Origin of the sequence: Pelagicoccus sp. SDUM812002, from assembly GCF_031127835.1 — a bacterium.
Classification (GTDB): domain Bacteria; phylum Verrucomicrobiota; class Verrucomicrobiia; order Opitutales; family Opitutaceae; genus Pelagicoccus.
On sequence record NZ_JARXHX010000011.1, the window covers coordinates 13352 to 25754 of the forward strand.

Sequence of the window (12403 nt, forward strand, 5' to 3'; positions counted from 1 at the left end):
CAACTACGACAAGTAGCTGCAAACGTATTGGCAAGTGTCGGCAACATCTATGGTGAAACCTGAGTTTGCTCCCACTTCGAAATAAGTTCCAGCTTCGTAGGTCTTGGATTCGCTCTCGCCGTCGAGCGTCACCACGCAGGAGCCGCGCGGGATTTCCATGCGCTCCGCAGCAACCGTGTCGAAATGGAACTTGCCCCCGAGAATAACTCCGAGGGTCTTCTTGTCACCTTCTGCGGTGACGATGGTGTGCGATACGACCTTCCCGTCGAAGTAGATGTTCGCTTCAGCATGTGCAGTTACGTTTTCAAATTGCATCCGGCCTGCATCAGGCATCATCGCGATCATGGCAAGGAAGAATCGAAACTGCCACGTAGCGCCGAGCTTTAGCCAGTATCCGCGCTGCAGGATCCATTCTACGTGGAAACGGGCTGAAGCTCAGCACTAGGAAAACAGGAAGGCGGCTCGCGCCTAAAACGAGCCGCCTCTGACGGGTGGGGTAAACGAGAAAACAAACCTACCTTATGCTTGGCTCAACTTCATCGCCCGAATTTTGCGGATGTTGACCTGAATCAACACCGAACAAACAAGGGCGAAGACGAAGAAACCGGCGAAAATTTGAAGCGTCTGCTCATAGCTGCCGGTAGTCTCACGAACACGAGCGGCGATCAATGGACCTACTAAGCCTGCTGCAGCCCACGCCGTGAGAATGTTTCCATGGATGGCCGAAAGCCGCTTCGTCCCAAACACATCGCCTATGTAAGCGGGAATCGACGAGAAGCCCCCGCCATAACAGGTCAGGATGAGGAACACTACTGCCTGAAACAGGAATGAACTCGTAGTCTTCGGCAGGACGAAGAACGCCACGATCTGGATCATGAAAAATGCCGTGTAGGTCATCGGACGTCCGATGATGTCTGAAAACGAAGCCCAGGAGATGCGTCCAATCCCGTTGAAGAGACCCATCAAGCCGACCATTGTCGCAGCTGCCGCCGGCGTGAGACCCGCGATTTCCTGGGACATGGGAGATGCCACCGAGATGACCGCGATACCGCAGGTGATGTTGATAAACAACATAATCCACAGGTAATAGAAACGGATGGTGCCGAGTGCCTCGATCGAATTGAGCTGCTCCAAGTCCTCGGTCTTCTTGATCTTGCCGGACGCTTTCGCGGCGCTGAAGCCCTCCGGCTCCCAACCTTCAGGCGGAGGGGCTAGGTACTGGGCAGAGGCCATCATGATGACGAAGTAGCTGCAGCCGAGAACGTAAAACGTCGCTGCGATTCCGAAGTGCGTAATGAGAAACTGGATCAAGCTACTCGCGAGAAGAGCGCCGAAACCAAAGCCCATGATCGCGAGGCCGGTCGCCAATCCGCGACGGTCCGGGAACCACTTCACCAAGGTCGAGACCGGGCAAATGTAGCCCACACCCAATCCGACACCGGCGATTGCTCCGTATCCAAGGTAGAATACATAAAGCTGGTTCATCGAAACGCCAAGTCCAGCAACGATCAGCCCTGCGCTGTAGAAAGCGGCCGAGAGCATGCCGCTTTTGCGGGGGCCCATTCGCTCGATCATTGGGCCGAGAAAAGCCGCGGACAGACCTAAAAACAGAATTGCGATACTGAAGGCCCAGGCTGTCTGCGTCGGCTCCCAGCCGAGCTCTGCGAGCAATGGTTTCTTGAATACGCTATACGCGTAGACCGCTCCAATCGATACATGAACGCCAACCGCCGAAGCGGCGATCAGCCAACGGTTCTTTATCTTTTTCATCTCTCAAAACACTTAAATCGCAGTCACGCCGCGGCGGGCGAAAATCGACCGAGCCCGCTCGACTTCGTCGGCGCTCGGCTCTTTGGTTTCTGCCAGCTTGTACGGTATATCCAGCTGCTTATACTTGTTTTCCCCCATTTTGTGGAATGGGAGAATCTCTACCTTGGCTACGTTACCAAGGCTCGAAACAAAACGGGCTAACCCGTCGATATTTTCCTCCGCGTCATTGAGACCGGGAACCAGCACGAAACGTATCCAAACATCGATACCAAGCGCATCAAGGCGTTCCGCAAAGGCGAGCGTTGGGCTCAGCTCCACGCCGGTAACGTTCTTGTAGATCGATGGATCGAAGCTCTTAATGTCAAGCAGGACGAGGTCCACGTTTTTCAGCAACGCATCCGTAGCCTTGTTTCCAAGAAATCCGGACGTATCGAGAGCGGTGTGCAGTCCTTGCTCCTTGGCCCCACGAAAGATCGCGTGGATAAAGTCTGGCTGCATCAAGGGCTCTCCACCGCTAATTGTCAGTCCACCACGCTTGATGAAGTTCTTGTACTTGACGATGTCCGCCAGCGCCTCTCCTGCAGTGGCCAGCTTGCCCGACGGTTTCCCTTGGGCATCTGGGTTGTGGCAGTACTGGCAACGAAGCGGGCAGCCGTGCAGAAAAAGCACGTAGCGAAGGCCAGGGCCGTCCACGGTGCCGCATGTCTCCACGGAGTGGATATGCCCTTGGGTTTTGAGCATCTCCTCAGTGGATAGCTGAACGTCCGGTTCTGCGAGTGTGATAGACATGGGACAATCCTCCTCACGCCTTGATGAGCAGCTCATAGGAGTTCGTGGAACGTCCGATTAATCACGTCGAGCTGTTGCTCGCGAGTGAGTTTAATGAAGTTAACAGCGTATCCAGAAACACGGATCGTAAGCTGAGGATACTTCTCAGGATGGTCCATCGCATCGAGCAGCGTTTCCTTCTCGAAAACGTTCACGTTGATGTGGTGACCTTGCTCCGCGAAGTAGCCGTCGAGCAAATTGCTTAGGTTCGCCACGCGATCCGCTTCGGTCTTTCCAAGCGCTTTCGGCACGATGGAGAAGGTATAGGAGATACCGTCTTGCGAATGCTCGTAAGGAAGCTTGGCGACCGATGCCATGGAAGCGACTGCTCCCTTAGTATCGCGACCGTGCATGGGGTTCGCACCTGGTGCGAAAGGCTCGCCTGCCTTGCGTCCGTCCGGAGTGCTACCGGTCTTCTGTCCGTAGACCACATTGGAAGTGATGGTGAGGACCGACTGGGTGGGAACGGAGTTCCGGTAGGTTGGCTGGGCGCGAACCTTGTCCATAAAGGTTTCGACGAGCTGGTTGGCGATCGAGTCAACCGCATCGTCGTTGTTGCCGTACTTTGGGTAGTCGCCGATGACTTCGTAGTCGACCGCGATCCCCGCTTCGTTGCGGATAACTTTTACCTTCGCATGCTTAACAGCAGAGAAGGAGTCAGCCGCCACGGAGAGACCAGCGATACCGCAAGCCATGGTCCGGAAAACGACGCGATCGTGTAGCGCCATCATAATATTTTCCGGAGAGTACTTGTCGTGCATGTAGTGGATGATGTTGAGGGCCTTGACGTAAGTCTTGGCAAGCCAGTCCATCATCCTGTCGAAACGCTCGACTAGGTCGTCGTACTCGAGGTAGTCGCCAGTGAATGGCTCGCTGGCAGGGGCAATTTGCTTGCCGCTCTTTTCGTCCACGCCACCGTTGATCGAGTAGAGGATGGCTTTCGCGAGGTTTGCACGAGCTCCGAAGAACTGCATCTGCTTGCCGATCCGCATTGCGGAAACACAGCAGGCAATGCCGTAGTCGTCTCCCCAATACGGACGCATCAGATCGTCGCTTTCGTATTGGATGGAGCTAGTCTCGATTGAAACCTTGGAGCAATAGTCCTTGAAGCCTTGCGGCAGGTTTTCCGACCAAAGTACGGTGAGATTCGGCTCGGGAGCTGGCCCGAGGTTGTAAAGCGTTTGCAGGACGCGGAAACTGCTTTTGGTAACGAGCGTGCGACCGTCTTCGCCCATGCCACCGATGCTTTCGGTTACCCACGTCGGGTCGCCGGAGAAAAGGGCATCGTAGTCAGTCGTGCGGATGAAACGCACGATCCGCATCTTCATCACCAGATGGTCGATGATTTCCTGAGCCTCTTCTTCGTTGAGAACGCCTTCCTCGAAGTCGCGCTCGAAGTAGATGTCGAAAAAAGTTGCGGTCCGGCCGAAAGACATGGCCGCTCCGTTTTGGTCCTTCACCGCGCCGAGGTAGGCGAAGTAGGTCCACTGGACCGCTTCCCTAGCGTTTTGGGCAGGCTTGGAAATATCGAAGCCGTAGGCTTTCGCCATGGTCTTGAGGTCCTTGAGAGCTTGGATCTGATTCTGGATCTCTTCGCGCTCTCTTACCCAATCTTCGTTGAAGTCTTCGCTGTCAGAAGCCTTGAAGACGGAAACCTTGTCGGCGATCAAACGATCCACCCCATAGAGAGCTACCCGGCGGTAGTCGCCGATGATCCGGCCACGACCGTAACCATCTGGAAGACCGGTAACGATTCCCGCACTGCGCGCCTTACGGATCTCATCCGTGTAGCAGGCGAACACGCCGTCGTTGTGCGTCTTGCGATGCTTTTGAAAAATTTCGAGCGTGCTGGGATCCATATCGCGCCCGTGCGCCTGGAGCGCCTTTTGCGCGATCCGGTATCCGCCGTAGGGGAGCAACGCCCGCTTGAGCGGCTTGTCAGTCTGAACGCCAACCACCTGCTCAAGTTCCTGGTTGATGTAGCCCGCTCCGTGGGAAGCCACGGTGCCGACGACCTTGTCGTCAGCGTCGAGCACGCCACCCGCTTTACGTTCTTCTTCGAGCAAGACCTTTAGGTCTTCCCAGAGTTTTTCCGTGCGGGCTGTAGGGCCGCTGAGGAAAGAGTAGTCCTCTGTATAAGGCTTGTAGTTGGCCTGGATAAAGCCACGGACGTCAATGTCGGCTTGCCAGTCGCCCGGCTGAAATCCTCTCCATGGATGGGAGCCTGACGCGTCGGCGTTTTGTGTTTCGGATTCTTGTTTTTCGATGATAGGCACTGCTGTTTATCTCCTGAAGCGAAACGACGCCCCAAAGCAGAGCGTTCGTTGATTAGACATTAGATTATTTTATACGTCTAAGTTGGTACAAAACTCAGCCCTTATCGACGATAAACTTACCTTTAGGTAATTAATTACATTTTCTTATAATCCGCTGCGCATTTGCGAATGCACGGTCGGTGCGTGAGGAGCCTCCCTAGCGAGCGATGGCCTCTTTGCGGAGGGAGCGCTCTACAAAAAACGGGGCCAAGGGCACCAAGGACGCGACGAAGAAGATGGCAACCCGCTTAAGCGCCCAGCTCAATTTAACCGCCGCCAAGGCGAGAAAGCCGATGTAAAGCATGAATAGCAGGCCATGAACCCAACCGACGTAAGTTACGGCCGCAGGCATGCCCGCCGCGTACTTCAGCGGCATTGCAATACCGAACAAGATAACGGTGGATACGCCTTCCCAGAACGCGATCCGGCAAAACCATAGCAGGCAAGATTCGTTGCTCATAGACCCCACAAAAAGACGGCCCAGCCGCAAGGCAAGCCCTACCGGACACTAGCGCGACGAAGCGCTCCAAACGTCCTCGCTGTCATAGAAATCCAAGCGTCCACTCGGCTCGGAAAAACGCCCCTTTGGCTTCTCACCCGCAAGAGTCACACTCGTCGACCTCGAAATACGCGCTCCGACAAGGAGTTGCAGCTAGGCGACAGCTTGGCTGACGACATTAGCTCCGTGACGCAGCCCTTGAGTCGAGCTAGCAGTCTCTTCTGCGACTGCTGCATTTTGCTGGGTGTCATCGTCAATCGCGAACACCGAACGCCTCAGCTGGCCGATTCCCTCGAACTGCTCTCCAGCTGATCGGCAACGACTCGCAGGGTCTTGCCGAAAATACCTCGCACAAAGATCATCGCAAGTAGAGAGACGACCGTTCCCGCGAAACCCAATCCCAGGATTTTATAAATTGCCAATTCCACCGCTTCTGCTGCCTCACCTTGGCTTGCTGAATCTTCGATCCAGTTCTGAGCCTAAGATCCAAGGTCATAAATCAAATAGACAGAAGCCGCCGCTAGGGCTCCTGCAGCCGCCATCACGATCGCGAATCCGATTATGACTTTGATGTGGGGAGAAAGTGATTTCATGGGGAATACTTCGTCGAGCCTTCCAAAAATAACGGAGCCGAACACGTTGCATGAACCGGAACGGACCACTTTAAGGTTAGTTTACTCCGAACTGGGGAAGAATTCCGGCCTTTCTCCTGAGGTCTCTACTCCTCCTAGCCAGTACCTAGCCAAGTCCGGTACGCCACTCTTCAAGAGAAGACTACACCAACACTTTCGCCGCCCGCCCATAACCGCCCAAGTTGTGAACGTTCTCGTATCCTGCAGCTCTCAACTGTTTCACGGCCGACGCTGAACGCGCCCCACTCGCACAATGGCAAAGCAGCACAGTATCCTTCTCTGGATACTTTTTAGTAACACCTCGAATCAGTCCATTGAGCGGGACGTTAACCGCTCCCTCAATCGCTCCTCCCGCAAATTCCTGCTCGCTTCGCACGTCCACGACGACAGCGCCATCCACAAGCGCAGTCTTGGCGTCCTTGATCGGCATCCGGCCTCGACGGCTTATCAAGAGAAAGCCTGCAACAACAAGGGCTAGGATAATCCAAACGTATTCGGACATCACCAAACCCTAGCAACCCGCTTCTAGTATATCGATCCTGTCTTCCTTGTTCGGAACCATACAGAGGAACTCGAAGCCCACTTCCGCATCTGCTTTGTACCAATGCGGAACTCCTTCAGGAATAAATACCACGTCGCCTTCCTTCACTTGGTAAACGTCACCGCCGATCCCCACTTCCGCGCCGCCCTTGAGGATGTACTGTTCGTGCTCGACCGTGTTGGTGTGACGCGGCATCCCACCGCTCGGCTTCATGACGAACTTGCGCAAAGCGAAATTCGGGGCATCGCTGGGGCCTATCAAAACCGAGCGACTTGTTCCCTCCCCCGCTCCAACGGGCTCGAGAGTGAAAGACTCGGAACTCTTAACAATGACTTCGTTTTTCGGATTCATGATTCGCAACATTTGTATAACTAACGACGACGCACCCCTAGGCTGCGGCAACATCCCACAGTACACATTCCTGTACGCTCGAATGCAATCATCGCATGCACCCCTAGCAGAATGCAGCTTACCTGCTGGAAATTCGATTCGAACCTTCGCTCACACGACAGTATCCAAACTCGCGGTTAATTCCACAGGATAGTATCTGTATTCGCCAAAGCAGCTTTCTGGCCCCGTTTCGCGCGAGCTGAATTTTTGAAGGCCTTACCCGCTCCACGTATCCGCTTGTTGGACACAGTCGAAGAACGGCTCTTTTGTGAATCTGAAGCGTGGACCTGTCCCAAACGATCCTCAATTTCACTTAGCGCATCTACAAGCCGGCTCGAGAGACGATTGAGCTCGCTGGAATCATCCTCCGTTCTCGATGCATTCGAGGCCGCTAGTTGCGTCACCTTGTCGATCTCAGTCACCGCTTGAGAGATCTGCTCAATGCCGTGGCTCTGCTGCAATGAAGACTCAGTTATATCTGCGACCAAGCGATCAACCTCGCACGTCCGCTTGAATATGTCCTTGAGACGATTTGCCACCGACTGGCTAATTTCGCTTCCACGCTCGCTGCTTGAGACTGCTTCCTGCACTTGCTTAGCCGTCTCTTGGGCAGCTTTCGCGCTTCGTTGAGCAAGACTACGAACCTCGTCAGCCACCACAGCAAATCCTGCTCCTGCTCCACCTGCTCGAGCCGCTTCAACTGCAGCGTTTAATGCAAGAATGTTCGTCTGGAATGCGATTTCGTCGATCGTCTTCAAGATGGTCGCAATGCTCCCGCTCGACTGTCGAATATCGTCCATCGCGTTCGTCAATGTCTCGACCTCTGCCGCACCTTGCTCGGAAATGCTACGAGCTTGAGAAGCATGTTCGTTTGCCTCCTGAGCGCTATGGGCGTTGCCCTTTGTCGTCACAGAAAGCTCCTCCAGTGAAGCGCTCGTTTGCTCGATCGAGGCTGCTTGACGGCTCGCGCCTTGGGCCAATTCTCTTGCTGAGTGACTCAATTGGCTAGTCTGGTTCTCAACCGAGCTGGCAATTTCGCTGAGGTGCTCGGAAATAATCCCCTGCGCCCCCACAAAGCTGCGGTACCTACCCGCTACGAAAACGGAAGGTATTGCAATAACCACTACGAAAACCGCATGCACCACAACAATACCGAAGCTCGCATCGTAGTTGAAGATACTGTCCGGCAATATGAAGTAGAAGCCAATATGGTGAAGAGCAGTCGTAACCGCTGCCGCTAAAACGGCAGCTCGCGAGCCAAGACCGATCAAGGCCGCTATAGCTACGAAAATATGGAAGTGCATCTCGATCATGCCTCGGCTGAGGTGGATCAGGAGCGCCGACAAAGAGGTCGCAGCAATGCCGATCGAAATAGGAACCAGTATGGACCGAGGATTCGCCAAGAAAAGAGCGACTGGTCCCGCGCAAACCGCCAGCGTCAAGATGCCAGCAAGCGCCAATCCTGTCTCGAAGTAATAACCCATCCCTGCCATCGCCGGCAGATGGGCCGCCAAGGCCATCACCGCGAGCTTGTGGACTCGATCGTTAAACCTTGCTTCAAATTTTGTGTCTTTAGTCATGATAAAAATTTGGTCCTACTTATTTCAACCCGAACGGGTCGAGAACCGCCTTGAGTCTCTCCGAGGTCGCACAGCCATAAACGGGACGACTCAAAACGAAGCCTCCTGAGGAGAGCCGCTCTGCCGTGCTCAAATCCAAAAATCCGTTCGTACCGCGAAATGCGGAGTTAAAATAAGCACCGCTATACGCTGGCTCCTTTCCGCCCTCAACTACCTGGAAAAATGGCACTCCCTCCGACCCAAAGTCCGAGCAGAGCTGTTCGGCTTCCACCTTTGAAACAGTGAAACCAGCGGTCGTAAGACGATTAGCCAAATACTCGCTGCCATCCACGAGAATAACCTCCTCCGCATAGTCGCTCGAACTTCCGCGCTCGAGCAAGTACTCCAACACACTACGCGAACAAGCACAGTCCTCGGCCAGCACGTGCACCAGCGCCCACCCATCCTGGCTCGCCGAAATCCCTTCTCGTAGCGATTCCTGGGTAACCGGCAACACTGCTTGATGGGCAGCCGAAAAAAGTCCCAAAGGGATAGAGATGGACACTGCCCACAGCGCGAAGCCTCCCGCCATGAACGCCGTGCGACGCCTTTTCGAAGCGACCAGTTCATCGGGATGCTGGCGTGATTGATCACTGGACGGGCTTTTAGTCATCTTAACGATAGACATCGACACAGCATCCGAACCCTTAATCCGAAACCTGTTCAGCATTTTTACCCAATTCGAAATCCAATGGTTCAAAAGTAACCATCTCTCATAAGATTTCGCAACGTCGCGGCAATTACCTCGAACTGATTCAAAAGTTATTCATCACACCTTTTTACTGACAACCCCTGAATCAGACCCAGTCCAACAGATAACGAACCCAATTCAGATTCTTCACGAAAATCTAACTGAAAACAATCTGATCGACGCGCAACAATCCTAGCCACTACGGTCTAAACTAGACGTGAAATTACCAATTATCCTCATCGTTAGTATTCTTCTTGGCCTGCTCCCCCAATCCCTTTCCGCCAAGAAAAAGGACAAGGACGCGATTCCCCAAACCAACCTTGCCATCTATCTGCTCAAACAGCTCAACGAGCGCGAACAGGAGGCCTACGACCGCTACGAGACAGCCGTCGCCGAAGAGGATGTCGACCAAGTCCGCCGCGAGCTGCAGTCCATCATCGACGGCTACGACAAGCTGATATCCGACTCGCCCGATTACGCTCCTGCCTACACCTCCTTTGGCCTGATGCTCCAGCGCACCGGGAACCGCGACGAAGCGAACGCCATGTTCTTAAAGTCAGACCAGCTCGATCCCTTGCAGCCCGTCGTGAAGAACCAGCTCGGCAACTACATGGCCGAAGAGGGTAAATACACCGAAGCCTACGGCTTCTACATGCTCGCCCGTGACCTCGCTCCCGATGAACCTCTCTACCACCTGCAGCTCGGGAACCTGCTCGTCGCCTACCGCAAATACTTCGTCGCTGACGGCCTATTCGCTTGGGAGGAAATCGACGACCAGATCATCAAACATTTTCGCTCCGCAACACGCCGCGCCCCTGACGACATATCCTACAAGATGCGTTACGCCCAAGCCTTCTTCGACATAGAAAATCCGGACTGGGAAATTGCCCTCGGCGTCTGGCAAGAACTCTACAAAGCCGCCGGCTCCGAGTACGAGCAACAAGTCGTGCGGCTCTACACCGCCCGCGTACGCTTCGAGCTAGGTCACCATACCGCCGCCCGCAAGCTCATCAGCCAGCTCGACCACCCCAGCCTCGACGAGTCCAAGCAAACGCTCCTAGGCGAAATCGACGCGAAGTATCCACAATAGAATCACAGGTGGTACGACTTCCAAACCCACCTACTCAGAACGCATCTGGGCTACGAACGCGTTCGCTTCATCGATAGAAGCCTCCATTTGCTTGATCAGCACTTCCACCTCGTCCCGCAAGGCGAGCGACGTCTTGTTCAATGCCGCGATAGCCTGCGCATTTAAATTGTGCTTGAGAAACAAGACCTGGTCGCGAAACGCGTTCAAGACCGGGTCCATTTTCGACGCTGCGCTATCCATCGCCTGTATCAGGTTCTTGGATAATTTCTGGGTCGACTCCAGTTGTCCCGCGCTCACCGCCCGCAACTCCTTGCTCGTGTATTGGTCGAGTTCCCCTTCCCACTCCTTGAAGAGCGCTTCGGAAACTTCTTCAATGGCCTCGATGCGACTCTTGACCGCGTTAGCCTTAGACTCACTGTCATCGAAGGCTGCCTGCAAACGATCGTAGGTCACCTTCAGCTGGCTCACGTCTACTTCCGAAACTGCCAAGAACTCCTCGAACGCGCTCTCGAACTGTTCCTTCGCCTCCTCCTGCGCCTCCCGGGCGTCTTCCACGCGGTCTACTAGAATGTCCCGCTTGTGTACGCCAAACTTCTCCATCGCGCCATAGTAGGCGCTCTGGCACGAACACATCAGCAGACAAGTGGCGGTCAACAAAAGCGGCAGCGATTTCATTTCTCAAACCTATGCGCCGACCGCCCAAAAACAACTGCAAAGCTTCCCAGCCACAATCCCGTACACGGAATCAGTAGTCCAAATTCAGATCTCTCGGGCCTTTTCATCGACCGCCAGCTGATAGATCGCTTCTAGCTGATCCCCTACGTTCTGCAGGTCATGCGTCGCTGCAGTCTCCAAGGAAGCCTGTCTCATACGGGCATGTAATTCGCTGTTCTGCATCAAGCGTATCATTCGCTCCGCCATTTCCTTCACATCGTCGGGCTCGAAAATCAAACCGTTCACGCCATCGTCCACCAGCTCGGGGATTCCTTTGGCTCGCGGTCCGACCAAAGGTAAACCGAACGCCAAAGCTTCTAAAATGCTCACCGGCTGGTTCTCCGTTTTACTCGCTGTGACGAACACGTCGCCCAGTAGCGGGTAGTTCTCCTTCATCAAGACATCACGCTCGACCCGTCCAGTGCGAACCACCGAGTCACCGATTCCTAGCTCCGCGATCTTCGCGTCTACTGGCGCATCTCCCGGCCCATTGCCGATCAAAACAAACTTAGCCTTCGAGTTCTCCTCTAAGGTCAGCGCGAACGCCTCCAAAGCCACCTCCAAAGATTTTTCAGGGGACACACGCCCAATATAAATAAATGCAAAATCCTTGATCCCCATCGACGCTCGGAAGGCCTTGATTTCCTCTGGAGGTCTCATCGTCATCCGCTCGATTCCGTTCGAGAGAACTGTTGCCGGACGAAACATCCCACGCGAAACCAAATGGTCCCTTACCGAGACCGAAGGACTCACGATCTGGTTACATCGATTAAAGAAGCCCACCGAGTACTTCCACATCAGCTTCTGCGTCCACCCGTAAGCCGGCAGATAAAACTGTCTCAAATAGTCTGGCTCAGCAAAGAAAGTGTGGAAAGTCCCCACGATCGGCACGTTTTTCCAGCGAGCCAAAAGCATTCCTTCCAGCCCGCAGCCAAACTCCGTGTGCACATGGACCAAATCCGGCGGATCCTGACGCAAGCGCCGATAGGAGTAGAGGAACAGCGGCATCGACCAACGCAGCTTGGGGATGTTGAAAGTCGGCACCGAAAACGGAAGCCCGAAGACGGACACGCTCGGATCCAAACCAGGGATTGTCTCAAAAGAGTCCGCCTTGCTAGCCCGAGGATGAAAGATGCTCACGCTGTGACCGCGACGTGCCATCTCGTTAGCCTGGTTGTAAACCGCTGAGCTGACACCCGATATGTACGGCAAGAAACTATCTGTAAAAAGGCAAATTCTCATGAGGGACTGCGTCGTTTTCCTACGGCGGGGGCTCCAGAAAACAAAGCCGCAAAATCTGCCACTCGCCCAAAC

The 12403-nt window shown here is 54.4% G+C and carries 12 protein-coding genes; 1 reads left to right on the top strand and 11 read right to left on the bottom strand.

Translation table 11 applies throughout. From position 1 onward, the window contains the following. Positions 1-3: 3 nt before the first annotated feature. From QEH53_RS15570 to QEH53_RS15610, 9 genes are all read right to left on the bottom strand, one after another. Positions 4-345 carry a pyrimidine/purine nucleoside phosphorylase gene (locus QEH53_RS15570; RefSeq protein WP_309024141.1) on the bottom strand — a complete coding sequence of 114 codons (342 nt, stop codon included), beginning with the start codon at positions 343-345 and terminating at the stop codon, positions 4-6. Positions 346-519: 174 nt separating this feature from the next. Continuing rightward, the gene (locus QEH53_RS15575; protein ID WP_309024142.1) at positions 520-1770 is read right to left on the bottom strand and encodes an OFA family MFS transporter; all 1251 of its coding nucleotides are present in this window, start codon (positions 1768-1770) and stop codon (positions 520-522) included. Between the two features lie 12 nt (positions 1771-1782). Further along, entirely contained in the window at positions 1783-2559 is a 777-nt protein-coding gene (gene pflA, locus QEH53_RS15580; RefSeq protein WP_309024143.1) for a pyruvate formate-lyase-activating protein, read from the bottom strand. A gap of 32 nt (positions 2560-2591) precedes the next feature. After that, positions 2592-4868 carry a formate C-acetyltransferase gene (pflB, locus tag QEH53_RS15585; RefSeq protein WP_345785733.1) on the bottom strand — a complete coding sequence of 759 codons (2277 nt, stop codon included), beginning with the start codon at positions 4866-4868 and terminating at the stop codon, positions 2592-2594. Positions 4869-5070: 202 nt separating this feature from the next. Beyond that, positions 5071-5373 carry a DUF3817 domain-containing protein gene (locus QEH53_RS15590; protein ID WP_309024145.1) on the bottom strand — a complete coding sequence of 101 codons (303 nt, stop codon included), beginning with the start codon at positions 5371-5373 and terminating at the stop codon, positions 5071-5073. Between the two features lie 813 nt (positions 5374-6186). Continuing rightward, entirely contained in the window at positions 6187-6546 is a 360-nt protein-coding gene (locus QEH53_RS15595) for a rhodanese-like domain-containing protein (RefSeq protein WP_309024146.1), read from the bottom strand. Between the two features lie 9 nt (positions 6547-6555). Further along, positions 6556-6936, bottom strand: coding sequence for a cupin domain-containing protein (locus QEH53_RS15600; RefSeq protein WP_309024147.1), 381 nt, complete (start codon positions 6934-6936; stop codon positions 6556-6558). A gap of 176 nt (positions 6937-7112) precedes the next feature. Then, a complete protein-coding gene (locus tag QEH53_RS15605) occupies positions 7113-8555 on the bottom strand; it encodes a methyl-accepting chemotaxis protein (RefSeq protein ID WP_309024148.1) in 1443 nt (480 codons plus the stop codon). A gap of 19 nt (positions 8556-8574) precedes the next feature. Continuing rightward, positions 8575-9207 (bottom strand): hypothetical protein, encoded by a 633-nt coding sequence (locus QEH53_RS15610; RefSeq protein WP_309024149.1) that lies wholly within the window; start codon positions 9205-9207, stop codon positions 8575-8577. Between the two features lie 295 nt (positions 9208-9502). On the opposite strand from QEH53_RS15610, the gene QEH53_RS15615 reads away from it, so the two are divergent. Further along, on the top strand, positions 9503-10375 hold the full coding sequence (locus QEH53_RS15615; protein ID WP_309024150.1) for a hypothetical protein: 873 nt from the start codon (positions 9503-9505) through the stop codon (positions 10373-10375). Positions 10376-10405: 30 nt separating this feature from the next. On the opposite strand, the gene QEH53_RS15620 is transcribed toward QEH53_RS15615, so the two are convergent. Both QEH53_RS15620 and QEH53_RS15625 read right to left on the bottom strand, forming a co-directional pair. Beyond that, positions 10406-11050: a DUF2959 domain-containing protein gene (locus QEH53_RS15620; RefSeq protein WP_309024151.1), complete on the bottom strand. Its 645-nt coding sequence runs from the start codon at positions 11048-11050 to the stop codon at positions 10406-10408. An 84-nt stretch (positions 11051-11134) separates the two neighbouring features. Further along, a complete protein-coding gene (locus tag QEH53_RS15625; RefSeq protein ID WP_309024152.1) occupies positions 11135-12331 on the bottom strand; it encodes a glycosyltransferase in 1197 nt (398 codons plus the stop codon). Positions 12332-12403 lie beyond the last annotated feature (72 nt).

Bases quoted from the DNA above. Each gene is read 5' to 3' on its own strand.
- QEH53_RS15605 (WP_309024148.1), bottom strand. From the start codon at position 8,555: ATGACTAAAGACACAAAATTTGAAGCAAGGTTTAACGATCGAGTCCAC.
- QEH53_RS15575 (WP_309024142.1), bottom strand. From the start codon at position 1,770: ATGAAAAAGATAAAGAACCGTTGGCTGATCGCCGCTTCGGCGGTTGGC.
- QEH53_RS15570 (WP_309024141.1), bottom strand. From the start codon at position 345: ATGATCGCGATGATGCCTGATGCAGGCCGGATGCAATTTGAAAACGTA.
- QEH53_RS15620 (WP_309024151.1), bottom strand. From the start codon at position 11,050: ATGAAATCGCTGCCGCTTTTGTTGACCGCCACTTGTCTGCTGATGTGT.
- QEH53_RS15595 (WP_309024146.1), bottom strand. From the start codon at position 6,546: ATGTCCGAATACGTTTGGATTATCCTAGCCCTTGTTGTTGCAGGCTTT.
- QEH53_RS15625 (WP_309024152.1), bottom strand. From the start codon at position 12,331: ATGAGAATTTGCCTTTTTACAGATAGTTTCTTGCCGTACATATCGGGT.
- QEH53_RS15610 (WP_309024149.1), bottom strand. From the start codon at position 9,207: ATGACTAAAAGCCCGTCCAGTGATCAATCACGCCAGCATCCCGATGAA.
- QEH53_RS15600 (WP_309024147.1), bottom strand. From the start codon at position 6,936: ATGAATCCGAAAAACGAAGTCATTGTTAAGAGTTCCGAGTCTTTCACT.
- QEH53_RS15590 (WP_309024145.1), bottom strand. From the start codon at position 5,373: ATGAGCAACGAATCTTGCCTGCTATGGTTTTGCCGGATCGCGTTCTGG.
- pflA (WP_309024143.1), bottom strand. From the start codon at position 2,559: ATGTCTATCACACTCGCAGAACCGGACGTTCAGCTATCCACTGAGGAG.